General features: G+C 42.7%; 24 protein-coding genes. 14 read left to right on the top strand and 10 right to left on the bottom strand.

Going from position 1 to position 24,871, the window contains the following annotated elements; translation table 11 throughout:
- Positions 1–25: 25 nt before the first annotated feature.
- Positions 26–934, bottom strand: coding sequence for a recombination-associated protein RdgC (gene rdgC / locus K5609_RS13935; protein ID WP_016401780.1), 909 nt, complete (start codon positions 932–934; stop codon positions 26–28).
- Positions 935–1,217: 283 nt separating this feature from the next.
- Here rdgC and K5609_RS13930 point away from each other — a divergent pair, with 283 nt between their 5' ends.
- Together K5609_RS13930 and K5609_RS13925 are read left to right on the top strand one after the other, a co-directional pair.
- The gene (locus K5609_RS13930) at positions 1,218–1,544 is read left to right on the top strand and encodes a hypothetical protein (RefSeq protein ID WP_152781418.1); all 327 of its coding nucleotides are present in this window, start codon (positions 1,218–1,220) and stop codon (positions 1,542–1,544) included.
- Positions 1,545–1,810: 266 nt separating this feature from the next.
- Complete coding sequence (locus K5609_RS13925; protein WP_221074184.1) at positions 1,811–2,791, top strand: hypothetical protein; 981 nt, start codon at positions 1,811–1,813, stop codon at positions 2,789–2,791.
- A gap of 92 nt (positions 2,792–2,883) precedes the next feature.
- Here K5609_RS13925 and K5609_RS13920 read toward each other — a convergent pair whose 3' ends face one another.
- Positions 2,884–3,282: a winged helix-turn-helix transcriptional regulator gene (locus K5609_RS13920; protein WP_246611857.1), complete on the bottom strand. Its 399-nt coding sequence runs from the start codon at positions 3,280–3,282 to the stop codon at positions 2,884–2,886.
- Between the two features lie 94 nt (positions 3,283–3,376).
- Here K5609_RS13920 and K5609_RS13915 point away from each other — a divergent pair, with 94 nt between their 5' ends.
- A complete protein-coding gene (locus K5609_RS13915) occupies positions 3,377–3,958 on the top strand; it encodes a nuclear transport factor 2 family protein (protein ID WP_246611856.1) in 582 nt (193 codons plus the stop codon).
- A gap of 411 nt (positions 3,959–4,369) precedes the next feature.
- Positions 4,370–4,861: a GNAT family N-acetyltransferase gene (locus tag K5609_RS13910; RefSeq protein WP_221074183.1), complete on the top strand. Its 492-nt coding sequence runs from the start codon at positions 4,370–4,372 to the stop codon at positions 4,859–4,861.
- 17 nt (positions 4,862–4,878) lie between these two features.
- Here the strand turns inward: K5609_RS13910 and galU are convergent, their stop codons facing one another.
- Entirely contained in the window at positions 4,879–5,703 is an 825-nt protein-coding gene (gene galU, locus K5609_RS13905; RefSeq protein ID WP_221077264.1) for a UTP--glucose-1-phosphate uridylyltransferase GalU, read from the bottom strand.
- 420 nt (positions 5,704–6,123) lie between these two features.
- Here galU and K5609_RS13900 point away from each other — a divergent pair, with 420 nt between their 5' ends.
- Complete coding sequence (locus tag K5609_RS13900; RefSeq protein WP_246611855.1) at positions 6,124–7,836, top strand: sugar phosphorylase; 1,713 nt, start codon at positions 6,124–6,126, stop codon at positions 7,834–7,836.
- Positions 7,837–7,942: 106 nt separating this feature from the next.
- Here K5609_RS13900 and K5609_RS13895 read toward each other — a convergent pair whose 3' ends face one another.
- Positions 7,943–10,066 (bottom strand): methyl-accepting chemotaxis protein, encoded by a 2,124-nt coding sequence (locus tag K5609_RS13895; protein WP_221074181.1) that lies wholly within the window; start codon positions 10,064–10,066, stop codon positions 7,943–7,945.
- A gap of 50 nt (positions 10,067–10,116) precedes the next feature.
- Here K5609_RS13895 and K5609_RS13890 point away from each other — a divergent pair, with 50 nt between their 5' ends.
- Entirely contained in the window at positions 10,117–10,293 is a 177-nt protein-coding gene (locus tag K5609_RS13890; protein WP_221074180.1) for a hypothetical protein, read from the top strand.
- On the opposite strand, the gene K5609_RS13885 is transcribed toward K5609_RS13890, so the two are convergent.
- Entirely contained in the window at positions 10,290–11,072 is a 783-nt protein-coding gene (locus tag K5609_RS13885; protein ID WP_221074179.1) for a hypothetical protein, read from the bottom strand. The two genes, K5609_RS13890 and K5609_RS13885, sit on opposite strands and share 4 nt — an antisense overlap.
- Positions 11,073–11,190: 118 nt before the next feature.
- On the opposite strand from K5609_RS13885, the gene K5609_RS13880 reads away from it, so the two are divergent.
- The gene (locus K5609_RS13880; protein WP_221074178.1) at positions 11,191–11,592 is read left to right on the top strand and encodes an XRE family transcriptional regulator; all 402 of its coding nucleotides are present in this window, start codon (positions 11,191–11,193) and stop codon (positions 11,590–11,592) included.
- Between the two features lie 27 nt (positions 11,593–11,619).
- Here the strand turns inward: K5609_RS13880 and K5609_RS13875 are convergent, their stop codons facing one another.
- From K5609_RS13875 to K5609_RS13865, 4 genes are all read right to left on the bottom strand, one after another.
- Positions 11,620–12,330, bottom strand: a complete 711-nt coding sequence (locus tag K5609_RS13875) for a flagellar brake protein (protein ID WP_221074177.1) — start codon at positions 12,328–12,330, stop codon at positions 11,620–11,622.
- 39 nt (positions 12,331–12,369) lie between these two features.
- Positions 12,370–12,495 (bottom strand): hypothetical protein, encoded by a 126-nt coding sequence (locus K5609_RS21855; RefSeq protein WP_016401765.1) that lies wholly within the window; start codon positions 12,493–12,495, stop codon positions 12,370–12,372.
- Positions 12,496–12,630: 135 nt separating this feature from the next.
- Positions 12,631–13,842 carry a glycosyltransferase family protein gene (locus K5609_RS13870; protein WP_016401764.1) on the bottom strand — a complete coding sequence of 404 codons (1,212 nt, stop codon included), beginning with the start codon at positions 13,840–13,842 and terminating at the stop codon, positions 12,631–12,633.
- A gap of 2 nt (positions 13,843–13,844) precedes the next feature.
- Positions 13,845–14,726: an HAD-IIB family hydrolase gene (locus K5609_RS13865; RefSeq protein WP_016401763.1), complete on the bottom strand. Its 882-nt coding sequence runs from the start codon at positions 14,724–14,726 to the stop codon at positions 13,845–13,847.
- A 317-nt stretch (positions 14,727–15,043) separates the two neighbouring features.
- Here K5609_RS13865 and phoB point away from each other — a divergent pair, with 317 nt between their 5' ends.
- The 7 genes from phoB (at position 15,044) to K5609_RS13830 (ending at position 24,100) form a co-directional block, all read left to right on the top strand.
- Positions 15,044–15,736, top strand: a complete 693-nt coding sequence (gene phoB, locus K5609_RS13860; RefSeq protein ID WP_040307168.1) for a phosphate regulon transcriptional regulator PhoB — start codon at positions 15,044–15,046, stop codon at positions 15,734–15,736.
- 6 nt (positions 15,737–15,742) lie between these two features.
- A complete protein-coding gene (gene phoR / locus K5609_RS13855) occupies positions 15,743–17,041 on the top strand; it encodes a phosphate regulon sensor histidine kinase PhoR (RefSeq protein ID WP_221074176.1) in 1,299 nt (432 codons plus the stop codon).
- 112 nt (positions 17,042–17,153) lie between these two features.
- Entirely contained in the window at positions 17,154–18,620 is a 1,467-nt protein-coding gene (locus tag K5609_RS13850) for an MltF family protein (protein WP_221074175.1), read from the top strand.
- A gap of 173 nt (positions 18,621–18,793) precedes the next feature.
- Complete coding sequence (locus tag K5609_RS13845; protein ID WP_221074174.1) at positions 18,794–20,257, top strand: polysaccharide lyase family 7 protein; 1,464 nt, start codon at positions 18,794–18,796, stop codon at positions 20,255–20,257.
- A gap of 247 nt (positions 20,258–20,504) precedes the next feature.
- Positions 20,505–21,479: a PstS family phosphate ABC transporter substrate-binding protein gene (locus K5609_RS13840; protein ID WP_221074173.1), complete on the top strand. Its 975-nt coding sequence runs from the start codon at positions 20,505–20,507 to the stop codon at positions 21,477–21,479.
- A gap of 322 nt (positions 21,480–21,801) precedes the next feature.
- Positions 21,802–22,248: a tetratricopeptide repeat protein gene (locus tag K5609_RS13835; protein WP_221074172.1), complete on the top strand. Its 447-nt coding sequence runs from the start codon at positions 21,802–21,804 to the stop codon at positions 22,246–22,248.
- 976 nt (positions 22,249–23,224) lie between these two features.
- Positions 23,225–24,100: a Dyp-type peroxidase gene (locus K5609_RS13830; protein ID WP_221074171.1), complete on the top strand. Its 876-nt coding sequence runs from the start codon at positions 23,225–23,227 to the stop codon at positions 24,098–24,100.
- Positions 24,101–24,151: 51 nt separating this feature from the next.
- Here K5609_RS13830 and K5609_RS13825 read toward each other — a convergent pair whose 3' ends face one another.
- On the bottom strand, positions 24,152–24,637 hold the full coding sequence (locus tag K5609_RS13825) for a GNAT family N-acetyltransferase (protein ID WP_221074170.1): 486 nt from the start codon (positions 24,635–24,637) through the stop codon (positions 24,152–24,154).
- Positions 24,638–24,871: the final 234 nt, after the last annotated feature.

The following is a 24,871-nucleotide window of genomic DNA, read 5'->3' as shown; positions in this document are numbered from 1 at the left end:
GAAATAGGTAAGTAACTGTGAGGACTTAGCTGGTTAATTCGCCGCCTAAGGCTGCGATTAAATCGGGGATCATCTTAGTGAGCTCGCCACTGGCTAGGGCAAAGTCAGCATCAAAGCGTGCCGCTACATCACTTTTATCAATATCTTCATTTTGTTCGGTGATGGTGTCGGTGAACTTAACCCCTTTAATGCTCATGTCTTCGCTAATTAAAAAGCGAATTGAGTCAGCCCAGGTAAGCTCTAGCTTGGTCACAAACTTATCGGCATCTAAGTGCACTTTGATTTCGTCGCTAAACAAATCTTGTTCTTTACAACGAATAATACCGCCACCTTCTAAGGCACTGCGTAGCTCGGCTTCTTCACCTAACTCAAAGTTGGCTGGAATGGCTTTTTCGTTTAACCAGTCGGTCATGGTTACGTCAGCCTGATTAGCCAATTTAATGGGTGTAACAGGCAGGCTGCCTAAAGATTTACGTAATAAAGAAATCACTTCTTCAGCTTTTTTAGCGCTACCGGCATCAACCGCAATTAAGTTGTTGTCTGGGCTTACCCAAGCGTAGGTTAGGCTGGTACGTGAGAATGCGCGGGGTAAAAGAGTCATTACGATTTCTTCTTTAAGGGCATCTTTCTCGGCTTTCTTTAACGGGCGCTGTTGCTCTTGTTCGATAAGCTCAATTTTGTCGGCTAAGGTGTCGCGAATAACCGATGCAGGTAGCATCTTTTCTTCTTTTTTAGCGCAGACTAGATATTCGTTACCGATAACGTGAGTTAAGCTTTGGCCAAATTTACCCATGGGGGTCACCCAGCCAAATTTGCTTAAGTCTTGGCTTCCGCAAGGGGTAAAGCTTAGCTCGCCTAAAGTAGCGTCTAGCTTCTCTGGCTCGAGCTCTAGCTCTTTGGTAATGCGAAACAACATTAGATTTTTAAACCACATAACGGAATAGCTCTTTAATAAATTTGGGGCGCTATTCTACCAAAACTGCTTATCTTGTCAGTGGGGATTTCGGTTTTTTTTGAGGGCTTTGATGCTAACCACATAGTTAAAGAATGATTGAGTGTGTTTGTGTTGAATGAAGTTGGCGAACAAGTTTGTTATTTAATGAGCTTGCTGTGAAGCCATTAGCAAAATCGCAGTTAATGCTTAGCTTTTCTGGGTTAACGAAGCGTAAACTAAGGTTCAACAAGATTGTTCAAGCCCCTTACTGTGAGAGAGTGAAATGATAAAAAAAGTTATGGTGGTTGCCTCACTATTATGGGCATCGCTAGCGCAGGCTGAGCTGGCTAATTTGCCATCTCAAATGCGAATAGCTGGTGTAGAAGAAGTAAAGCAAGGTTTGCTGGTGGCGGTATTACCAGCCCCAAGCATTAATAGTTGCCCTGCAAGTCAAGGTGGCCTTTATCTATTGAGTGAACACCCTAAATATAATGAGTATGCTGCATTGCTAGAACAGTTAGCGGGTAGTGATGATAAGGTGAAAATAAAAGCACAAACTCGCCAATATGAAAGCTTTTGCGATATCACTTCAATAACCGTCTTGCCTTAAGTTTAATCGCAAACTTATTAGCTAGTTTCTTCTTTAAGTAAGTTTGCCATGTCGATACCTTGTGAATAGGCGAGGTATCGACTGTATCCAATCCATTTGAGGCTTTGGTTCTACACCAACAAACAAGCTGTTATTTTGGATTGTATTAATAATCTATTAATTAAGTTGTTTCTCTGTTCTGATTTTACCTTTAGTTTTTATCCCTTTGTGTAGTAATCACTTCGCGGCTAAGCTTATGAACACAATGCACTACCGTGGCAGGAAATATGAACAATAGAGCTCAACGAGATACAAGGTTTTCATTAGCAACACTGCTCATCACGCTGCTTTTAATATCATCCTTCGCCATTGCTAAAGATACTAGAAACTACAGAGGCTCGGGTAGCATTACTCAAGGCTTTGCAAAAACCGTAGAAGCTAATATTTTTGAGTGCAAAAACGGTCGGAGTCGAGTTGCTGGTTTAGGTGAAGTGACTGATTCGACGGGCAAATCTTGGACGGTCCCGGCGAGCAATAACTATGCTACCGCAACGAAGGCCGTTGATTTATATGAAGAGTGCGCGAATATTACTCCTAATAGCATCGCTGAAATAGATCAAGACTCTGTTCCAGTGGTAGTGGTTGATCCAGAAGGAGAAGAAGTAACCGGTTATATCTTTGCTGACAACTACTTTGAACTTTATATTAATGGCACGCTGATCGCCGTTGATATAGTGCCTTTCACTCCATTTAACTCCAGTATCGTGAAATTTAAGGTCAGTAAACCCTACACTATTGCTGTTAAAGTGATTGATTGGGAAGAGAACCTAGGGCTAGGCTCCGAGAATAATCGAGGTAAAGCGTTCCATCCTGGCGATGGTGGTTTTATTGCTAGCTTTAGCGACGGAACTGTCACCGATGCAGACTGGCAAGCTCAAACTTATTACACATCGCCAATATATGATCTTAGCTGCTTAAATGAAGTTGCAGGCAAGCGCTTGTCTGATAGCTGCACAACGCAAGGCACTGATGATGGGCAAGATGCTTTTGCCGTGCATTGGGAAACGCCAAGCAACTGGATGACTAAAGAATTTGACGCGAGTGCGTGGCCACAGGCGAGCTTGTATTCAGAAGATGAAATTGGGGTAAACAACAAAAAAGCGTATATGAACTTTATCGACAAGTTCAGTGGCGCAGGAGCGAGCTTTATTTGGTCAACAAACGTGGTTCTCGATAATCAAGTGTTATTGAGATACCAAGTTAACTAGCCCTTATTCATTAATAGAGTTTAAACTTGCCAGCGTGCTTAGCGCTGGCTGGTTTTGCGGCTGCTTGTAGTGGCTAACAGTGGTTTGAAACGCTATCGGCTCTCATCATATTCTTTTCTGGCGCGATTAATCTCGTCTTGATGCTCGTCAGCCCAAGATACCAATTTGTATAAGGGCTTAACCAGATCCTTACCCATTGTTGTCAGCGCATATTCAACTCTTACTGGTACTTCAGGGTATACCGTTCTAATCACGTAACCTTCTCGCTCTAGATCTCGCAGAGTTTGGGTTAACATTCGTTGAGAAATACCTTCTACTCTTGATTTAAGCGCATTGAATCGATCAGCTCCATCTACTAGGGCAAAGAGAATAAGCAGAGACCATTTATCACCGATTTGTGCCACAACATTACGCACCGGGCAGCTCGCATCGTTGTAAAAAATGCGTCTTGTTGATTTTGCTTTTTCTACCACTTTAATCACTCCTTCCATTTACACAACCTAGGTACTGGTTACCAAAAACTGCCTAACTAAGCATTTAGTGCCTTCTTGTTTTGTAGGTTACTAATAATTACCATGGTTATCAATGTATACTTATTTGGCGCAACAACTATTGGAGTCAACCATGTTTAAAGTACTTAGTTCGTTTATTCTTTTGTTCGTGAGCACAATGGCACTTGCCCAGTCAAAAGACACTTTGATCATTGATTTACCCTCACTTAAGAAAGCCAGTTGGACAGAACAAGAGTTAGCCAATGCAGAGTTAATAAGCGATTTCGTTCAAAACCTTATGAATAACCATAATTTTGACTACGTTATGCAGCACTACAACGATAGTGCCTATGTGCAGCACAACAGAAACTTACCTGACAAAGTAACCGGTCTGGTCAGCTTCCTAGAAGAGTTTGTCGAAGATTACCCAGACTACACATACGATGTTAAACATATTTACGTTGATGGCGACTTCGTGATTTTTCACTCTCATGCCACCTTAGAGAAGGAAGACAGGGGAAACGACCAAAAAGGAATGAATATAATTGATACTTGGCGCATCGAAGAGGGCCGAATCGTTGAACATTGGGATTCAATTCAAGCACTCGATTTTTCCATGCGGGTATATTCCCTTATTAGCGGCGGTGATATCGCCAATTCAAATGGTGTTTTTTAATTAGATATTTAGAGGCATTGAGAGCTTTATTCATTGTCGGTAGCGGCCAACTGTAATTGGCCGCTATTCCCCCCGCAAACTCACTTCGGATAAAACTGAATGTTTGGTTCTATCGTAGAGTCATCGCGCTCTTCTTCCTGATGCATGTTATAAGTATTTTGGCTTCCATGAAAATTTTTAAGTGATTGATTTTGTAGTTGGTTGAATTAGTGCTTATCAGATTTACTTTGCTAGATTTATAGTCTGCAGTGCTTGCTTTGCTAAGAATTTTTGATTAGTTAATGCGCCATTTTTGTTAGTAGGCTGTGATCTTCATCGTTTTCAAGCGTACAAAATTCGATCTAATTCACACCGAGATCTTTTGTTAGTTACCATACTGTTGGTCTGGATTAACAGTAATGGTTTTACTCATTGAACTCTTTTACTAATGCTGCAGGTTTAACCCTGCGAACAGCAGAGCAGAACGATTACGAAGATATAGGCGAGATTTGGCTGTCTGCCAGTTTACGGGCTCACGACTTTTTACCCAGCAAGTATTGGTGGGAGCGCCAAGATGCCTTGCAGCGTTTATATCAATATAAAGCGGAAGTGTGGGTGGCTGAAGTAGAAGGCCAAGTATGTGGTTTTTTGGCTTTGGTAGAGAGCAAGCTTATTGCTCTGTTTGTAGCGCCATGCTGGCAGCGAAGAGGGATTGGTTCGCAACTCTTGGAGTTGGCTAAGAGCTTACGTTCGCGATTAGAGCTGCATTTATTTGCCGATAATGCCGAATCCTTTAACTTTTATTTAAGGCATCGTTTCGAAGTATTGTGGAAGCGGCCAGAGCGTTACACCGGTTACCCCTTAGTGCATATGGGTTTTAACCCGCAGCCGATGTTTGTAGAAAATACTGCGCCAGTCGCTTAACTGACGCAGTGAGATGTTTACTTGCCGTATAGGTTCTCGAAGCAGTAGTTGGTTGCGTCAACAAAGCCTTCTACGCTACCGCAGTCAAATCGCTTACCTTTAAATTTGTAGGCCATTACGCAGCCATTTTGGGCTTGAGTAAGGAGCGCATCGGTAAGTTGAATTTCACCATTTTTACCCGGTTTAGTATCGCGAAGTAAACTAAAGATATCGGGTGTTAAGATGTAGCGACCAATTACCGCAAGGTTAGATGGCTCTTCTCCTTTGGCGGGTTTTTCTACCATAGAGGTTACTCGGAATAAGTCATCACGCAGTGCTTCGCCTTCAATCACCCCGTATTTGTGTGCTTCTTCTCGTGGTACTTCCATCACGGCAATAATCGAGCAACGGAATTGTTCGTAAAGCTTGGTCATTTGCGCAAGTACGCCGCCATCATCACCAAAACACAAGTCATCGGCTAGCACTACGCCAAAAGGTTCTTGGCCAATTAAGGTTTCACCACACAATACTGCGTGGCCAAGGCCCATCATTTTCTTCTGGCGTGTAAAGGTACAGTCTACGTTGTCTACTAAGTGGCGAATTTCTTTTAAATACTCTTCTTTGCTGGTGCCAGCAATTTCGTTTTCAAGCTCATAACTAATATCAAAGTGGTCGGCAATTGCGCGTTTACCCCGGCCGGTAATAAAGGCCATGTCACTCATGTCTGCAGCTACTGCCTCTTCTACACCGTATTGAACGAGAGGTTTGTTTACGATGGGCAACATTTCTTTAGGCATAGACTTGGTAGCGGGTAAAAAGCGGGTGCCATAGCCTGCAACGGGAAATAAACATTTCTTAATCATGGTCATTGGAACTCCTTGTAACCGTACAATCTTGTTGAATGTTGGTTGGTTAGTATCTGTATTTACTAGAGCAAGAGCGATGCCGTGAATGGATATGAAGTAGCTAAATTATTGTTTTGTTTATAAATAATCGGTTTATTTTTGATTTAACTAAGTTTGAGTATGATTATTGTTGCACTGCCGTGGTGCAATTAGAGAGGGCCTAGCTAAATGCTGCGTTAAAATGGCACATAGCTGCTGAGCCATTCAGCTTGCCTTTTGCTAGCCATTAAGGCTAGGTGGTATTTCTTTCACTATTTATTCATATAAAACAATTGCTTAATTTTATAGTGGCTAGTGCACCCTAGTTAACTAGCCTTGGCACAGTTATTGGAAACACTTAATTAATAGAACGCTAAGCAAGCCATGGTGGGAGCCTTTATGGAAGAACTCGAGTTATTACTTAAGCAAGTATATGGAACATCCTTAGACCCCAATTTAAGCCAAGACATCATCCACAAGATTGAACAAAGCAAAGCCGGTTTTCCTCGTTATAAGGCTTGGTCTGAACAAGACGTGATATTAATTACCTACGGTGACAGTGTAATAAGTGATGAGCTGATGCCCTTACAAAGCTTGCATCAGTTTTTACGCGAGTACTTATCGGGCTTAGTGAGCTCGGTGCATATTCTGCCCTTTTTCCCCTTTAGCTCCGATGATGGCTTCTCGGTGATTGACTACTATCAAGTGAATTACAGCCTTGGTGACTGGGCCGATGTAGCCAAGCTAAATCAAGATTTTGAGTTGATGTTTGATTTAGTGATGAATCATTGTTCGCGCCAAAGCTTATGGTTTAATGATTTTGTAAATGGCTCGGGTGAGGGGCAGGACTACTTTGTTGAATCTGATCCTTCACTTGATTACAGCGCTGTAACCCGGCCACGAACTAGCCCGCTAATTGTTGATGTTTATACCCGCCAAGGCTTAAAACATGTTTGGGCCACCTTTAGCGATGATCAAATAGATTTAAATTTTGCTAACCCTAAAGTGCTGTTAGCTTTTGTGGACATTTTCTTGTTCTACTTAAAGCATGGTGCGCGTTTTATTCGCCTAGATGCCGTGGCTTTTGTATGGAAGATACTCGGCACCAACTGTATTCACCTGCCACAAACTCACGCCATTGTTAAACTGCTACGTTGGGTGATGGAACAGCTAGACCCGAATATGGTGTTAATCACCGAAACCAACGTGCCCCACCAGGAAAACATTAGTTATTTTGGTGAAGGCGACGAAGCCCACATGGTCTATCAGTTTGCGCTACCACCTTTGCTGCTGCATGCCTTAAACCGTGGTAACGGCCATTACTTAACGGCTTGGGCGAGGGATTTAGTGGCTTTACCAAAGGGCTGTAACTACTTCAACTTTGTTGCTTCTCATGATGGCATTGGGGTGAGGGCGGTAGAACAGATTATTCCCAAACACGAAATTTCTGACTTAGCTGAGTCGGTACACAATTTTGGTGGCTTTGTGAGTATGAAGTCTAACGGAGACGGCACACAAAACCCTTACGAACTAAACATCTCCTTATTTGATGCGCTGCAGGGGACACGTACCGGATCAGACCAATGGCAAGTTGAGCGCTTTTTATGTAGTCAAAAACTGTTGTTGAGCTTGCAAGGTATTCCGGGCATTTATATTCATAGTTTAACCGCCACAGAAAACGACCAACTCTTAGTTGAGCAAACAGGCCGTACTCGCTCGATTAATCGTCATCGCTGGGATCGCCAAGATTTTGAGAAACTCTTAGCGCAAGAGCATAGCTCGCAAGCTCTGGTTTTTCAGCGCTATCGCGATTTACTGGCCTTACGTAAAACCATCACTGCTTTTCATCCTGAGTCTGCCCAGCGGGTTTATGATTGCGGTGATGCCCTGTTTGTATTGCAGCGAGGCGATGCACCAAGAGGTACGAGTAACTCCAGTCGAGTTGGCTTATTGGCAGTGTTTAACCTGACTAAATACCCACAACAAGTTGAGCATCTCGCTCAGCTACCGCAGGCATATCAATCTGAGTGTGAAGACTTACTGAGTGATGCGAAAGTGACCTTGTCTGACTATAAGCTTAAGCCTTATCAAGTATTGTGGTTAGTGCCTTAAACACAAAACGCATTAGCAGTCTGCTTGGTTAGTTTTATCAACGGCCAAGCTAGGATAAAAAAACCAGCGCTTAGTGCTGGTTTTTTAGTTTAGGGATGATGGTTGCTTATGCTGCTTTGGTTACTTCAAAGCGCTCGACCAGTTGATGTAGGCGAATAATTGAGTTTTTCACTAGCGTGGTTCGGCGAGTTAATTGCTGCGATGACAACTCCAAGGAAGAAGTCGTCACTTGGGCTTGTTCAGCTGTTTCGCTATGGCGTTCACTGTTGCCGGCAATCATGTTAATGGTGGTAAACATGCTTTCTACTGCTTGTTGTAGTTCGTCGCTGCGGCTGCCAGAGTCCAGCAGGGCAGAGCTTTGGTCTACGTTTTTAACGCCTTGCTCCATGTAATCTACTGCAGTTTCAGTTTGAATGCGCAGCTTACCCATGGTGTTGCCAATGTGCTTGGCAGCTTCAGAGGTTCGCGTGGCTAGGTTTCTTACTTCGTCGGCCACTACCGAGAAGCCGCGACCATGTTCACCAGCTCGAGCGGCTTCAATGGCTGCATTTAACGCCAATAAGTTGGTTTGCTCGGTAATCTCAGTAATCAACTTCACAATGTCTTCAATTTGCTTCATTTCATCATTAACTTGGTTAACGCTTTTGGCTGAAGCTTCAACAATGCGTTTGATTTCTTGAGTATTTTCAACGGCATGCTGGTACTCAGTTTCGGCATTTTCCACCATGTTGGTCATGACTTGCTGCAGATTTTCGGCTGACTGAGTCGCTTTAACAATATCGCTTTGTTGGTGTTGCGCTAAATTGAGCAGCGAGTCGATGGAGTTAGAGGTTTGTTGGGTACAATTATCAACCACTCCGCAGCGGCGTAACATAGAGCTGCTCACCTGCTTAACTTCGTTTGAAGCGTAAATAATACCGCCAACTACGCCTTCAAGGTTATCAATGAAGCTGTTAATCCAACGACCCAAGTCGCCGGTTTCATCGGGTTTAAACTTATTGGCATCTAAGCGGCGTTTTAAGTCGCCATCACCTTCGGCAATGGTTTGAATCACTCCGCTCATATTTTCTAAACGCCTAGCTAATGGCTTGGCAACGATTTGCTTAAAGCCAAGAAAGCTAAGGGCCGAAAACAACACCAACAGCCCAGTCAGTTGATTAAAGCTAAGTTCGAATAGTTGAGCTATTACTAGCGGAGGTACAAGGCTAAATAGCGAGCTGGCTAAATATTTGTTGCTCAGCTTATGACTTAGTGAGCGGTGGCGATACACTTCTTCAAGATCGGCTTCACACATCATGCCCCAACGATCAAGTGAACCGCGCAGCTGGAAGGTGATGCCTTTACCAATTACCGGAATGTGTCGGTAATCAGAATAACCGGGGTAATCGATAAACAGGTTACTGCCATTTTTAATGGTTTCTCTCACGCCTGGGTGTAGCTCATTTGTGGCTGGATCAGTAAATCTAATTTCAAACTCGGTATGTTTGGCTACTTTTACTGTGCCCCAATCGGTGCTCACTCCAGACTTTAAGTTTTCCCCATGAGAAAAGGTATTGTCTTCAAAGCGTGAACGAGACAATGCAGTACCTGGCTTAATGCTCTGGTCAAAATTAGCATCCACCATGAAGATGTAATTGTCACCCGACTCACTGTATATATGGCCTGCTTCACGCTGAATTAAGTCACCTAATACGTCGTTAGGCACTCGGCCACACAAGCAGCCCACCACGTCACCGTTAACCTCCAAAGGCTGGTAGAACATTAAGGTAACTTGGTCATGAAATTTTGAGCTAGACGGGCCAGGGGCTAGGGTGCGTGGATCTTGATAAGGGCCGTGCAAAAATTGCTGGCTAAGGCCTTGCTCTAGGGCTTGTTTACTGGCTGCTACTTGTCCGGTATGTGGCTTATAGCTACTGGCGCTAACTTTGCCTTGAGAATCAACAATAAACAGTTCAGAGAAGTCACTATTGCGGTTTAGCAACTGAGACAGCACTTCCGGTTGTTGTTCTAAGGGTTTGGTGGCGAGATAAAACATAGCATCTTGAAGAAAGTCCCATTGGGTATTAGCCCAGCCTTGTAATAGTTTTACTCGTGTACTTGAGATGCTTTCAAAGGTTTGTTTTAGTTGTGGCTTTCGTTTTCGGTTTAACCAGCTCGCTTTACGCATAGCTAGCTTTCCGCTGTTACCAAAAATAGGTAACCAGTGTTTTTCTTGTTGTGTTAATTGCATAGAGTCTAAGTCCATTTATATTATTTTTTGCCTTTGTTTAAGCAAAATTAATGCCTTGCATTAAAATGGGGCTTATTTTTGATGCCTTTGTTTATTTGTTGTTCGCTTTGGTTGCTTTGTGTACTTACTTTGTGGTCTTTGGTGGTGCTTACGCTTTAATCTGGTGCGTCTTTGCCTTGTTAAAGCGCGTTTTTATGGCTTGGCCTTATGAAGAAATGAACGACTAATAGCTATAAATACCTGATTCGAAACCTGTATCTTGGCAATTTGGGCTACTCAGCAAAATAAGTGCTAGATGATCTATTAAGAACTCTTGAACACAATGGTTATTGGGAGCAGGGAGGCTTAGGAAACCATTGGCTGATAGTTCGGCTTTTTCACCTTCTATATTGCTAACAATTGTTTGGTTTAACTCTAGGCTTTCACCGGAAATGTGAAACAGCATTTGTGGTGAGTCAGAGATCACTTGAGTGCTAGTTTTAGGGCTCGGTGACAGTGTTTTTTGGTAGAATCTTGCATCTCCGCAAGAACTTGAAAATAGTAAGTTGCTGTCTTCTTGGCTAAAGCTATAGTGATGGTCTGATAAGCTGCCGTTATAAGCTAGCATGCAGGATTTGTTTTCTAGGTAAGCTGTTTCAAGACTCACTACTCGTTGCACTAACGCTCGTTGCTCAAGTTCACGGTCTTGGGAGTAGTCATCCCAAAACAATACTCTGCCATTTTGGTCGATGGTGGCTACATGGTCATTCGCTTGGTCACGATAGATTCCGGCTGTGGTTAACGTGGCTCCCTTTGGTGGAGCGGGAATGTGGCCGTTATTACCGTTTCTATCGCAATTGCTGCTGCATTTGCTGCGCAAATCTACGCCTCCTTTAGGTTCACAGGCGCTAAGCAATAGTAATGCACTTACTGCAAATAGTAGTTTAATGATTAATGAAGCTTTTAGTTCTGGATGAAGAGCGTATAAATAGCTTTGTTTGAATCCATACTTTGTTGGCCCACTCATTTTGTTATCCTCATATTTGATAGCATTACTGCGCTTTGGTGTTGTAGCTTGGTGTTAGCTTAACAAAGGGATTTTCTATATATTGGAAGGCTGAGAGAGCAAGATTACGGATTTTGGAATGCCAGATTTAGACAGCGAAGGGTATGAGTTTTTTGGGCTTAAGGATGCGCAAATACGTGGGATGCAAATAGAGCGTATAGAGTTTTTAATGGCTAACTTGGCTTGGTCTAAAAAAACCTTAGCAAATAAAGCGAATTTACCTACCAGCTCGGTTTACGCAAAATTAGGTCACGAAGGCACCAGCCAGCTAACCATGTTAGACATGTGTGCTATTGCAAAAGCCATGGATATTAGCGTGGTGCAACTACTGCCGCTTACTGCAGCAGAGAGAGAGGCTGGCGTTAAGCCTCCGGCAAAAGCTTCTATGTTAAAAATGTGGGATGCTCTATTGTCGAGAAATGCAGAGCAATTAGAAGTTATCTATCAAATTGATAAATTGCTTCACGACAAAAAAGGCTAAGTTAGCAGCACTGTTCGATGCTGCTTTTTAGGCCGCCAAGCTAGGGTGGTTAAACATATTAAGCTTGTTGAATACTGCTTTGAGCTGTTTGTTGGCATCAAATTGAATGCCCACTCTCAATTTGTCGCTGGTTTGCTGCTGGCTTTTAATGGTGCCGTTTAACACTATTGGCTTTTCTGGATTAAGTGGGAAACGTAAGACTATTTGTACAAACACCATACTTAAGATTTGAGATGGCGCTGCTAATTCTATGCGACAGCCACCCTCCGACAAATCTAGTACTACGCCTTCCAACATATTGCAGGATGCTTGCTCAGCCGAAACGCTGGCTGCTTGCTGCTCACTAATTACTACTGGTAGGTGAGTATTAATGCGGCTTTTATGGCGAAGCTGAATAAACTCGATCTGCTCTGGGTATTCAACAAATAGCATAATTTGTGGCTTTTTGTTTATGGTGATGAGCTTGGTTTTAAAGGCCACACATAAGCCTGCATCACCCTCAACGATCATTCTTATCACACAGCTTTTACCTTCAAACATATGGTCTTGCTGCTGGGCATAAATGTGTTGAGGCAATGAAAAGGCAAAGTAAGCGCCTTCTTGATAACCCACCAGTTTGGCCTTAATGCGTTGTTGCTTGTTTGCCGACAATTGAATGTCGACCATTGCGCCAGGGCTTAACTTAGTTAGGGTATTTACAATGGTTGTTCTATCAGTGGTGATTTGATGTTTACTCAAGTTGCTAACCCTCTTGTTATTGCCCTGCGGCGTTATACTTTACTGATCAAATTGCGAGCTTTGGCTACTGCGTGAGTCTAGTAATTCTTCAGCCATAATCTCAAAATCTAGCGCTAATACGGTGGCTAAAAAAACGATCATTGCTGCCATTCGTTTACGATTCATATTCATTACTTCCGTTGTTTTTATCTGTAGCGATTGTAAGAAGGGATAGGATGTTAAATTGACTTTTTACGAATGCGGGGCAATAAAAAAGCTTGTTCAAAGAACAAGCTTTTTAGTGAGAGTTAATCTGAAAATTTAGCAGTTATCAGCTTCAACAGCTTCGTACAAACGCTCTAAAAAGTCTGGCGCTGCACTTTGTACGCGGTTCCAACTTGGTATGAATGGTGTGGCTGAAGGATTTTCTAAGAAGGTTTCTCCTGCTTGCATTACCGCTTTGGAAAACAGTTCTACTGCATCTTCTTCAGAGTGGCGATCTAGGGTTAAACCATTGATTAATGCGTCTGCATGGTAGTTTTCAATGAAATCTAAGGCCATACGGTAATAAGTTGCTTTTAGTGTACGTAGTTTGCCGGGGCTGAATGTATGTCCTTGGGTTGCTAACTTACGAATGACCGCTTTACTAATATCGGTGGCCATTTTAGCTAAACCAGCGTCTAAGTTGTCTAGGCTTAAGTCTTGGTGTTTATGGTCGTAAACATCCGCAATGTCTACCTGACAAATTCGGTTGGTGGAGTGATTGCGGTAAATTTCAGACAATACGCCTATCTCTAAACCCCAGTCTGATGGAATGCGCAAGTCATTTAATACGTCTGACTGCATTGAAAACTCACCCGCTAAAGAGTAACGGAAGCTATCTAGATATTCTAAGTAATCGTCGTAACCTTCAATTTTCTTCAAGGCTTTTAATAGTGGCGTTACTAGTAAGCGAGCCACACGGCCATTTAGTTTGCCGTCGGCATGGCGGGCGTAAAAACCTTTACAGAACTCGTAGTTAAATAGAGGGTTGGCTACCGGGTACATTAGGCGAGCTAACATGCTTCGGTCGTAGGTAATAATGTCACAGTCGTGTAGACCCACTGCTTTGCTTTTTCCAGACGCGAGCGCGTAACCAAAACAATACCAAACGTTTCTGCCTTTACCGGGTTCTTTAGGGGCTAAGTTGTGCTCGGCGAGTTGGGCGTCTAAGGCGCGCAGACGAGGGCCGTCGTTCCACAAAATACGTACGTGCTGCGGTAAGCCCGAGAAGTATTCTTTTGCGTAAGCAAATTGCTCTTCGGTGGCACAATCTAAACCAATGATGATTTCGCTTAGGTAAGGCACCTTAGCTAACTCTTCAACAATGGTTGCCAATGCCGGGCGCTCTAGCTCCGAAAATAGCGAAGGTAGAACCAAACTCATAGGTCTAACTTTTGAAAACGCTATGAGCTCCTGTTCTAACTCTTCGAGTGGACGATCAGTTAAGTTATGTAAGGTAGTCACAATACCGTTTTGATAAAAATCAGCCATGGTTATGCTCCATTAAGTAAGGAATGTAAAATTTGTTGCATCGATTGATGCCAGCCATGCGGCCCGGGGTGGGGCGCTTGGCAAGAATTGGGGTGGTTAATTACCAGTGCTTGCGAGTGTTTGCGAGGAATCACTACTGGAATGTCAGCTTGTTCCAGCATACTTAGGTCGTTATCGCTATCACCTAGGGCTATGTTGGTAAAGTTGCGCTGAAAATGGTCTTTATATATTTTGTTAAACCAGTGCATGGCGTCGGCTTTATCAAACTTGGCTTTTACATGATAAAAGCGACCCCCTTTTATTACCGCTAAATTGTGTTCGGCAAGCTTCTCGGTAAACACCTTTAGTTGCGCATCGCTGTCATTCCAAAGTAGTGGCTCTGAGGCCATTCTTTGCTTGGCCAATTGCGCATCGTATTTTGCTAAACCGGTATTAAGCTGTACTTCGCTTAGGTTCATGTCGTTAAACCCTTGGAAGCGAAAATGGTGCTGTTGGCGCAAAACACTCAGGTATTGGCAAATGTCGGGGTAGCTAGGGCCAAAGGTCTTTATTTTCCAATGCTGTTTGCCAACATTAATAGGGCTGAGCTGCTCATGTTGAATAGGGCTGTCGGCTGGAATACAAACGGCTGAGCCGTTTTCGATGGCAAAAGGCTGTTGTAAGGCCATCTTTTTCTGCAGCTCTAATACTTCCATAAAGGTTTTACTGGTATTAAAGATAACCGGCACTTTTAGAAGCTTTAACTGGTTTAAACTGGGTACGGCAGCCTCAAAACTATAACTATCATGATCTAACAAGGTGCCATCTAAATCCGTAAATACCAGTAAGCTACTGGCGGTGGTGTATAGCTCTGTTGATGATAGTTGCTTAGCGAAATACTGCATGCTGCCCCTAAATTTAACTGAATGAGTTTCTACAAGACGAAGCACGAGCAATGCCACAAAGGCAAAAAACTTTTATAAAGACTTAGTAAATCTCATATTTATCAATAGTTTGTTAAGGGTTTAATATTCATTGGTTTAGCTTCTAGAGATGGAAGCTTTGAACCTAAGTGGTGCAGGCTGAACAATATACTCTTGCTTTGCACCAAAATGGCAAGTGCTATATTTACTTAAGCCTTTGATTTACACTGAGGCCTGTCATAAATCTGTCATTAATACGTCGCATAATTGCCACAGTTTCTTAGATTGAGATGAATGAGATGCCCAGGAAGATACTCGTTGTAGAAGATGAAGCTCCAATCCGCGAAATGCTATGTTTTGTATTAGAGCAGCATGGTTATGAGCCGATTGAAGCCGCCGACTATGACCAAGCTTTAGCTAAACTAACAGAACCTTACCCAGAGTTAGCTCTGTTAGATTGGATGTTGCCTGGTGGCAGTGGGATTTCAATTATTAAGCACATGCGTCGCCACGATCTTACTCGTCAAATTCCGGTTATTATGTTGACCGCAAAAGGCGAAGAAGAAGACAAGGTTCAAGGTTTAGAAGCCGGTGCAGATGATTACTTAACTAAGCCTTTCTCGCCTAAAGAGTTAATGGCACGTGTTAAAGCGGTAATTCGCCGTATATCACCTACTTCATTAGAAGAAACCATTGAAGTACAAGGCTTACGCCTTGATCCGGTTTCTCACCGCGTTAGCGTTGAAAATGAACCCTTGGATATGGGGCCAACAGAGTTTAAGCTACTGCACTTCTTTATGACTCACCCTGAGCGTGTTTATAGTCGTGAGCAGTTGCTCAACAACGTTTGGGGTACTAACGTGTATGTGGAAGACCGAACAGTGGATGTGCATATTCGTCGCTTACGTAAAGCGATTGGCCTTCAAGGATATGACCGTTTAATTCAAACTGTACGAGGTTCCGGTTACCGTTTTTCAACTAGGGTGAAGTAAATACGGATGTTTGTGCCTTTCTCTTGGCAACGAGTATTGTGGCGAGTGGCCTTGGTGTACTCGCCTTTATTTGTTCTGGGTGTGTTTACCGGTTATACCCTAGAAATGTGTTTGTTGGCAGCCGTCATACATATTGTGTGGATGTATAGCCAACAACACAAACTACTCGACTGGTTATATAACCAACGAAAACTATCCCCGCCACACGGTTCAGGTAGCTGGGAACCAGTATTCCACGGCATTTACAACATGCTAAAGCGCCGCTTAGGCCGCGAGCGTGAATTAGCCCAATTAATGAAATACTTTCGTTTGGGCGCCGAAGCTCTACCCGATGCCATTGTTGTGATTAATCAAGATGGCGCCATTTTGTGGTGTAACCAGCTAGCGCAAGGCATGCTCGGTTTAAAATGGCCTGCTGATGCTGGGCAACACCTAACCAACCTCGTTCGTACTCCCAAGTTTGTTAACTACCTGCGTAAAGGCCGCTTTGATCAACCCTTAGAAATTATTAGCCCTGTGCAAAGCAATGTGTGGTTAGAGTTTCGCGCTATGCCCTATAGCCAACAACAGTTGTTATTGGTGATTCGAGACGTGAGCCAATTACGTAAACTGGAAAAGATGCGCAAACGCTTTGTATCCAATGTTAGCCATGAGTTACGTACTCCATTAACGGTAATGCGCGGCTATTTAGAAATGTTCGATCAAGATGAAGTTGACCCAATGATTTGGGGCAAGGCACGCAATACCATGCTGGATCAAAGTAGCCGAATGGAGAACTTGGTTAATCAGTTACTTACTTTGGCTAAAATCGAATCTGCCTCAGTGGAAGATAACCAAGAGACTATTAACTTCTCTAACATGGTAGGCAACCTTGAAGCCGAAGTGGCCGGTTTAGCTAAAGGCAAACAGTTAAGTTTCAGTTTTGATATTGCCCCTGATATAGAGATAAAAGGCGACCGAGAACAGCTACGTAGTGCTTGCGGCAACCTAGTGAGCAATGCCATTAAATACTGTGGCCAACCCGGTGAGATCCGCGTGAGTTTATCACTGATTCCGCAGGGGGCTTTGTTTTTAGTTAAAGACTCTGGCCCAGGTATTGAGCGTAAGCACCTACAGCGCCTTACCGAACGATTCTACCGTGTTGATAAAGCTCGCTCTCGTGATACCGGAGGCGCAGGCCTTGGTTTATCTATTGTTAAGCATGCGCTACAACACCATGATAGCCAGCTTAAAATTAAGAGTAGTGTGAGCAAAGGCAGTACCTTTAGTTTTATCATTCCTAGTAAGTTGTTTATCCAGCAATAACCCGGCTGAGAAGCTGGCAAGTCGCTTAGCTTCACAGCTTTCAATTCTATTGATACTTTTTTAACCTTTGAGCTTATACTGAAGTATAAGTTTGATTTTTAATGGTATTCCTTTGAAGCTACCGCGTCTTTTCCCTAAGGGTATTTTATTGCTAGCCATGCTTTGGCTCAGCTTATTGGCCTTGCCTAGCATCGCTGTTGAAGACGAAGTAGATCTGCCAGAGAGCAGTGATTTACTGCAATTCCCTTTTTATATTCGCGAACCTTTTGTTGGCGACCTAGCCGAAATTAAACAGCGCAAAATTGTTCGTGCTCTGGTCACCTACGGAAAGTCAGATTTTCATTTAGCCGATGGCCGTCCTCTTGGCATTCAAATCGAATTGCTGCACTTGTACGAGGCGTTTCTCAATCAAGGCATTAGGCGAGATGTAGAAAAAACCAAAGTTAAAATTGTGCCAGTACATTTTGACCAGCTTATTCCCGCCTTAGAAGCTGGGCGAGGGGACATTGTAGCCGCGTTTTTAACCGCAACTCCCGAGCGTAAAAAACAACTGCGTTTTGCTTTAGGCAATGCCGAAGGTGTGAATGAAGTTCTGGTTAGCCACAAAGATGCGCCAGCAGTTGAAAGTTGGAAGCAACTAGCGGGTAAAAAGGTCTATGTGATGGATGGAAGTAGCTATGCCGAGCATCTAAAAGCCCTTAACTTCACCTTAAAAATGCGCGGCGTTAAACCTATCAAAGTAGTCGAAGCCGATGGTAATTTGTTGTCTGAAGATATTTTGGAGCTGGTGAACGCCGGCGTGATGCCTTACACCATTATCGATGATTACAAAGCGCATTTATGGGAAAAAGTATTTAAAGACATTCGGATAAACAAACAACTCACGACCAGCCGTAATCAAAGCTTAGGCTGGGCGGTACGTAAAGCTAACCCTAAGTTACAAGAGAACTTACAAGAGTTTGTTAATAAGCAGGTTAAACAAGGCAGTTTACTCGGCAATACTTTGCTTAATCGCTACTTCGACCACACCGCTTGGATCAATCGTTTAGCCAATTCTGAAGATAGAATGCGCTTTAATCGTTATGTGCCTTTCTTTAAAAAGTATGCCAATGAATATGACTTTGATTACCTAGCAATTGTTGCTCAAGGTTATCAGGAGTCTGGCTTAGACAATACCAAGGTTAGCCATCGCGGAGCGCGTGGCATTATGCAACTGCTGCCCTCTACCGCTAAACAAATGGGCTATAGCGATTTAAGCGATCCTGAACAAAACATCGCGGCTGGAATTAAATACTTGGCTTGGTTGCGTAAGCATTACATCAATGAAGAAGGGATAGAGGATAGTGAGCGGATGGCTCTTATTTGGGCGGCTTATAATGCTGGGCCCACTAAAATGAACAAAATGCGCCGGCTCACAATAGAAATGAATTTAGATCCCAATCTATGGTTTGGCAATGTGGAAATAGCTGCGGGGCGTATTATTGGCCGAGAAACAGTGCGTTATGTATCCAACGTTTACAAGTATTACATTGCCTATACCTTAGCCCTAGATCTAGAGGGCGACAGGGAAGAGGAGTAAAGCCGATTTTAATTGGTTTGAGGTGAGTTTGATAAACGGAAAGCGAGCAGAAATGCTCGCTTTTTTTAGCTAGTTCACAAGCTGGCAATTTGCTCTAGCGAGTAGATTGCCAAATTTATCTCATAAATATAGTATTGTAATACATTTGTGAGTTGTTATGGACAATGCTTAATATGAAGTTGATTGGAAAGCCCCTTGGCTTGGTACTGCTGTTATCTTTAGCAGGTTGTGGCGGTTCTTCTGATACCGCCGGTGTGGTTGATCCTGGTAATGAACCGAGTACTCCCGAAGAGCCAATTAATCCTGAGACCCCCACAGACCCAACAGAGCCAAGCTGCCTCAGCCCCAAAGTATTGAGCATTAGCCAAGCCAGTGATGATGGAAACCATAAAGTAGGTTATGGGCCAGAGAGCTCTATCGACGGTAGTTATGACAGTGAGTCGCGTTGGTCATCGGAAGGGATTGGCAAGCAAATAACCTACAGCCTAAGTAGTCCTTCAATTGTTACGAGCATTAACCTTTATTGGCTGAACAATACTAGTCGTTTTGCCTATTATGACTTAGCAATTTCTACCGATAATCTGCAGTGGCAGGATGTAGTGACAGGCGGAATGTCTGACAAAGCTACCGGCAGTGCCGAAGTGATTACACTAACAGATGAGTTAATTGAAAACGTTCAATACTTGCGCTTAACCGGCAACGGCAACTCAGAGAGTAATTGGAACAGTGTCATTGAAGTGACTGCAGAAGGCTGTAACGACGAAGTTATTACCGAACCGGTTGAAGACCTTAACCCATCTTTACCGCCATCAGGCAACTTTGACTTACAAGATTGGTATTTGAGCATACCTACTGATACCGATAACTCTGGCACTGCAGACTCGATTAAAGAATCTGAGCTAAACAATGGGTATGAGAACAGCGAGTATTTTTATACCGGAGCCGATGGTGGTATGGTATTCAAAACCCCTATCTATGGTTATAAAACCTCCGCAAATACTACTTATGTTCGTACCGAGTTACGTGAAATGCTACGACGTGGTGATACCAGCATAAGTACCCAAGGTGTAAATAAAAACAACTGGGTATTTTCTAGTGCGCCTAGCAGCGCGCAAAATAATGCGGGAGGAGTGAACGGTGAACTGTTTGCCACATTGGCGGTAAACCATGTCACAACTACCGGGGAAGATTATCAAATTGGTCGAGTAATCATTGGTCAAATTCATGCTAATGATGATGAGCCGATTCGTCTTTATTACCGTAAGTTGCCTAACAACGATAAAGGGGCTATCTATTTTGCTCATGAGTCGCGAAATCAATCTGATGATGATTGGGTGGAGATGATAGGTAGCAGAAGTAATACCGCTAGCAATCCTTCCGATGGTATCGCGCTAGATGAGAAATTTAGCTATCGGATTAAAGTTGTCGCTAATACCCTAAGCGTTACCATTATTCGTGAGGGTAAAGCTGACGTTTCTGCTAGCTATGATATGAGCGATAGCGCTTACGATGACCCAGACCAATATATGTACTTTAAAGCTGGGGTATACAATCAAAATAAATCTGGCGATGTTGATGACTACGTTCAAGCCACTTTCTATGCACTAAGCAATACTCATCAAGGTTACAATCCTTAAAAATAAAAAGCTCGGCAGACTATCTGCCGAGCTTTTCCAGTCCTTTCATCAAAAAAACACTATTTATTTCCTTATTTAATAAGCAATTAATTCAATTGCTTATTCTTAAGGCTTGGCAAAAAAGACAGTTTTTTTACGAAAATAATAGACTGACATATAACTGTCACACTGCAGAAATATAATTGTCATCGAATTCACCAATACTACATGACGAAAATAACTCAACGCGTCATTTATGGAGATAAAGATGACATTTAAAAAATTGCTTAGTGCAGTAGCTATTTCTGCCTCATTGGTAACAACTACCGTACTTGCAGCTGGCCTGGATGCCACTCTTCCTGAATACAAGAAAACAACTGGTGTTTCAGGTAACCTTTCATCTGTAGGTTCTGATACTTTAGCCAACATGATGACTTTGTGGGCTGAAGAGTTTAAGCGTGAATACCCTAACGTAAACGTACAAATTCAAGCTGCTGGTTCTTCTACTGCTCCTCCAGCTCTAACTGAAGGTACTTCTCAGTTCGGCCCTATGAGCCGTCAAATGAAGAGCAAAGAAATAGAAGCTTTCGAAAAGCGCTTCGGTTACAAGCCAACTCCAGTTCGCGTAGCTATCGACGCATTGGCTGTATTTGTTCATAAAGACAACCCAATCGAAGGTTTAAACCTTGCTCAAGTTGACGCTATCTTCTCTTCTACTCTTAAGTGTGGTGAGAACGCTGTTGCTGACCGTTGGAGCCAAGTTGGTCTAGAAGGTTCTTGGGCTGATAAAGACATTCAATTGTTCGGCCGTAATTCAGTATCTGGTACTTACGGCTACTTCAAGAAGAAAGCACTTTGTAAGGGTGACTTCAAGAACACTGTAAACGAACAGCCTGGTTCTGCTTCAGTTGTTCAGTCTGTATCTTCTTCTTTGAACGCTATCGGTTACTCAGGTATCGGTTACAAAACGTCTGGTGTTAAAGCTGTTGCTCTTGCCAAGAAAGGTAACGACTACATTGAAGCTACTTTAGACAACGCCGCTACTGGTAAGTACCCACTATCTCGCTTCTTATACGTTTACGTTAACAAGCACCCTAACAAGCCATTAGCACCAATGGAGCGTGAGTTCCTAAAAATGATTCTGTCTAAAACAGGTCAAACAATTGTTGCTAAAGACGGTTACGTACCACTACCTTCAAAAGTAGTTATGGCTGACCTAGAAAAATTAGGTATCTCTCTATAATCTGAGAGTAGTTAATAATAAAACCTCGCTGCGGCGGGGTTTTTTGCTTTTTAAGCCTCTACTAAAACTAGCCTATCAGCATTACTTCCTCACCACTCTTTGAACTTGTTAAGCCTTGTCGCTGTACTTTAGGTACATATCTAATACCAATCACACTAAGTAAGTGATCAGAAATAGCGCAGAAAAAATACTCGAGAATGAGGCAGGATTCTTCGATAAGTAGTTATTCTACAATCAAAAATTCTAAGACAGTTATCGAGATTTTTAGCCAGATTGAATGACACGTTATTTAGTACGATTGGTATCAAATAAGGAAATAACCATGAAACTTGTTACTCTGCTGCTTAGCCTATTAATGGCCTCGCAAGCGCACGCTGCTGGAAGTGGCCGTTATGAAACTCAACTGGCTAGTTCACCACTCAGCGCAGCTGAAGCCATGCTTAGCGAGCAAAATTATCTTGAAGCCAGTATATGGCTTAGTGATTACCTGCAAAGCAAAAAGGGTCGCCGATCAGCCGACGCATGGAACTTACTAGGCTTCAGCCTGCGTAAGCAAGGCCACTACCAGCAAGCTTTGTATGCTTATCAACAAGCCTTGTCTATCAAACCTTCTCATCTTGGCGCTTTAGAGTATTCGGGAGAGCTGTACTTGAGTCTGCAAGAGTTAGCGCGAGCAGAGCAAAACTTAGCGCTATTAGAAAAATATTGTGGTAATTGCCAAGAACAGCAACAGCTAGAATTGGCGATTTCTCGCTATATTACTGAATAATATAGATTTTGTCGCTAATCGGCGACGTTTTAGCTTTGGTGGTAAATTTTGAGAATAGAGATTATTTAGTGATTTATAGTGATTGAGTAGCGGTGAAAATCCTTTCAGCAACATATCTAGGTAAACTTCGGTTTTAATGAAATTGTCACTTGAAATGTGACCAGTGTCACACTAAATTATAGGCGTGACTTGGATCACGTTTGATTTGAGACACTAATGATTTTAAATACTTAGGAGAAAGACTATGTTTGATTATTTTGGTGCACTTTACTCGTCGTATTATTTTACTAAAGCTGATGATTACAACTTTTATTGCGAAACTCGCAAAGATATTCACCGTTAAGATTAGCTATAGGTGGATATATGGTTCTTCATCCGATCATTGGTTCAGCATTATCAACTTATGTTCGTTTCGGGTGCTTAGAGCAAGGTAAACGACAGCAGAGATAATAGTAATGAATCAAGTTAACCCCAGTGCCTGAAACGAGCTCGCTCCTTCAGGCATTTTTTATTCTTTTCCCCGCGCTTCCCGTCTTGTTCGTTTCCTGAACAAATTATTTTAGCAAAAACTCTAAAACAAGCTTGCAATGTGACTTGCGTCACATTATTATTCTTTCCGTGAGCTGGTTCACACTTTTATTGGTTTCTAGGAGAAACACTATGTTTGATTACTTTGGTTCTTTATATACAACTTACTACTTCACTAAAGCTGCGGATTACAAAGCAACAGATTCTAACAACCTACACCGTTAATCCTCACATTTGAACATGTGGGCTTAGCACTTAGCCTTTCGCAATGCCGAGAGAGTGACAGTCAACTGAGCGAGAATACACTATGAGTCAAATGTTCTAAAATGCCTGATAGCTTAAAAGCATCAGGCATTTTTCGTTTTAAAAAATATTTACCCCGCATCAAATTACTTTCCGACAAAATTTCTTATACTGCTAGGCAGTGATTGTTAAATGAGAAACTTTTATGTCGTTAGTTCAACCTCTTATTCTTAAGTCCCAACAGCATCATGCTAGTTTTTTGCGCTTTAGTCTTGTTGACCGTGAGGCCTTAGCTGATTGTTTGAGTCAAATTCAAGCGCTTTACCGAGCAGAAGATACGGTGATTGGTTTTGGCCAGCCATTGCTCGCTATGAATAACACTGTTGTAGAAGGTGTAAAGAGTGCCGAGAGTATTCAAGGGCCAAAACGCACCAGTCCAGCTAACCAAGATGATTTATGGCTGCGAGTAAGTGGCAGCGATCCTGGTGAAGTGATGCTGCGTGTGCAAGAGTGGTTAGATGTTTTAGTGCCAAGCTTTAGTTTAAACGAACAAGTAGATGGCTTTTGTCACCGAGAAGGGCGAGATCTATCGGGTTACGTAGATGGCACCGAAAATCCAGAAGACAACGCTGAGCAAGTGGTAGCCTTAACTGGCGAGAAGGGCATTGCTGGTTCAACCATGCTAGCGGTGCAAAAGTGGCAACATCAGCTTAAGCATTTCAATAGCCTGCCTAGCAAACATCAAGATGATATTATTGGCCGTCGTAAAAGTGATAATGTCGAATTTCCGGAGTCGCCACCTTCAGCTCACGTGCGTCGTACGGCTCAAGAGAGCTTTACTCCAGAAGCCTTTATGTTACGCCGCAGCTTACCTTGGATAGAGCAGCAAGATTGTGGTTTAAACTTTGTGTGTTTCGCTAACAGCTTTTACCCTTTTGAGGCGCAGCTAAAACGTATGCTGGGCTGTGAAGATGGTATTGAAGATGGCTTGTTTGAATTTAGCCGCCCACTAAGCACCGCTTATTACTGGTGCCCACCAGTAGACGGTGAGCAGCTAGATTTAAGCTACCTACAGCTTTAGTTTAACCAAGCTTATTAGTTGGCGTTCATCGATTTAAGATGAACGCCATTTTTATTCTTCAAGCTCGGTTTTATAGAGCGCCATACCTCGAGCTTTATAGTTAGCAAGTGCTGCCGGGTGGTCTAAATCGCAGGTGTGTACCCAGACACGTGTTGCTTGCCATTGCCATGCTGTTTTAATGCACTGGCTGAGTAAACCGCCGCCTAAGCCTTGGCCAAAGAATGCTTTATCTAGACCAAAGTAGATGATTTCTACGCTGTTATCTTGGTGTTTATTTAGTTCAAAGTAACCAACAAATTGTTCACCTGAATAGGCGCCAAAGGTTCGTAGGTTTGCTGGCTGGGTATAGTCGACCCATTGTTGCTCAGTCCATACTAGCTTATCTGTCCATTGCCAATGCTTGCCAACTTCAGTGTAAAACTGGCGACTTAGCTCAGCCTGATTTGTTTCTATTTCTTCAATTCTTACATGTTCGGGAAGGGGCTTAGCGTTGAGTTGCTCAAGCTGAGTTAGTTTTAGGTAGTATACGGTGGTCATTGTTTTGCCTATTGCAATTCTTTGCCGCAGTGTAGCAATTATAGTGTATTCGCTCTATCTGAAATCAGCTACTAAGCGTTTGATTATTAGATAAAATTATCAGTGTAAAATAGGTGTTACAAGTGTCTAAGTTTTTTACATACTGATAATTTTATTTTTTATTAGACAATTCAAGTTATTGAAATGAAGTTAATTTTAACTGGTGGCTTAGTTTATGCTTTTATTTGGATATCA

Source organism: Agarivorans aestuarii (assembly GCF_019670125.1).
Classification (GTDB): Bacteria; Pseudomonadota; Gammaproteobacteria; order Enterobacterales; family Celerinatantimonadaceae; genus Agarivorans; species Agarivorans aestuarii.
This window is presented reverse-complemented; position numbering and strand designations above follow the sequence as displayed.

Coding starts and splice junctions, on each gene's coding strand:
- rdgC (WP_016401780.1), bottom strand. CDS start 934: ATGTGGTTTAAAAATCTAATGTTGTTTCGCATTACCAAAGAGCTAGAG.
- K5609_RS13930 (WP_152781418.1), top strand. CDS start 1,218: ATGATAAAAAAAGTTATGGTGGTTGCCTCACTATTATGGGCATCGCTA.
- K5609_RS13925 (WP_221074184.1), top strand. CDS start 1,811: ATGAACAATAGAGCTCAACGAGATACAAGGTTTTCATTAGCAACACTG.
- K5609_RS13920 (WP_246611857.1), bottom strand. CDS start 3,282: ATGGAAGGAGTGATTAAAGTGGTAGAAAAAGCAAAATCAACAAGACGC.
- K5609_RS13915 (WP_246611856.1), top strand. CDS start 3,377: ATGTATACTTATTTGGCGCAACAACTATTGGAGTCAACCATGTTTAAA.
- galU (WP_221077264.1), bottom strand. CDS start 5,703: ATGATTAAGAAATGTTTATTTCCCGTTGCAGGCTATGGCACCCGCTTT.
- K5609_RS13900 (WP_246611855.1), top strand. CDS start 6,124: ATGGAAGAACTCGAGTTATTACTTAAGCAAGTATATGGAACATCCTTA.
- K5609_RS13895 (WP_221074181.1), bottom strand. CDS start 10,066: ATGCAATTAACACAACAAGAAAAACACTGGTTACCTATTTTTGGTAAC.
- K5609_RS13890 (WP_221074180.1), top strand. CDS start 10,117: ATGCCTTGCATTAAAATGGGGCTTATTTTTGATGCCTTTGTTTATTTG.
- K5609_RS13885 (WP_221074179.1), bottom strand. CDS start 11,072: ATGAGTGGGCCAACAAAGTATGGATTCAAACAAAGCTATTTATACGCT.
- K5609_RS13880 (WP_221074178.1), top strand. CDS start 11,191: ATGCCAGATTTAGACAGCGAAGGGTATGAGTTTTTTGGGCTTAAGGAT.
- K5609_RS21855 (WP_016401765.1), bottom strand. CDS start 12,495: ATGAATCGTAAACGAATGGCAGCAATGATCGTTTTTTTAGCCACCGTA.
- K5609_RS13870 (WP_016401764.1), bottom strand. CDS start 13,842: ATGGCTGATTTTTATCAAAACGGTATTGTGACTACCTTACATAACTTA.
- K5609_RS13865 (WP_016401763.1), bottom strand. CDS start 14,726: ATGCAGTATTTCGCTAAGCAACTATCATCAACAGAGCTATACACCACC.
- phoB (WP_040307168.1), top strand. CDS start 15,044: ATGCCCAGGAAGATACTCGTTGTAGAAGATGAAGCTCCAATCCGCGAA.
- phoR (WP_221074176.1), top strand. CDS start 15,743: ATGTTTGTGCCTTTCTCTTGGCAACGAGTATTGTGGCGAGTGGCCTTG.
- K5609_RS13845 (WP_221074174.1), top strand. CDS start 18,794: ATGAAGTTGATTGGAAAGCCCCTTGGCTTGGTACTGCTGTTATCTTTA.
- K5609_RS13840 (WP_221074173.1), top strand. CDS start 20,505: ATGACATTTAAAAAATTGCTTAGTGCAGTAGCTATTTCTGCCTCATTG.
- K5609_RS13835 (WP_221074172.1), top strand. CDS start 21,802: ATGAAACTTGTTACTCTGCTGCTTAGCCTATTAATGGCCTCGCAAGCG.
- K5609_RS13830 (WP_221074171.1), top strand. CDS start 23,225: ATGTCGTTAGTTCAACCTCTTATTCTTAAGTCCCAACAGCATCATGCT.
- K5609_RS13825 (WP_221074170.1), bottom strand. CDS start 24,637: ATGACCACCGTATACTACCTAAAACTAACTCAGCTTGAGCAACTCAAC.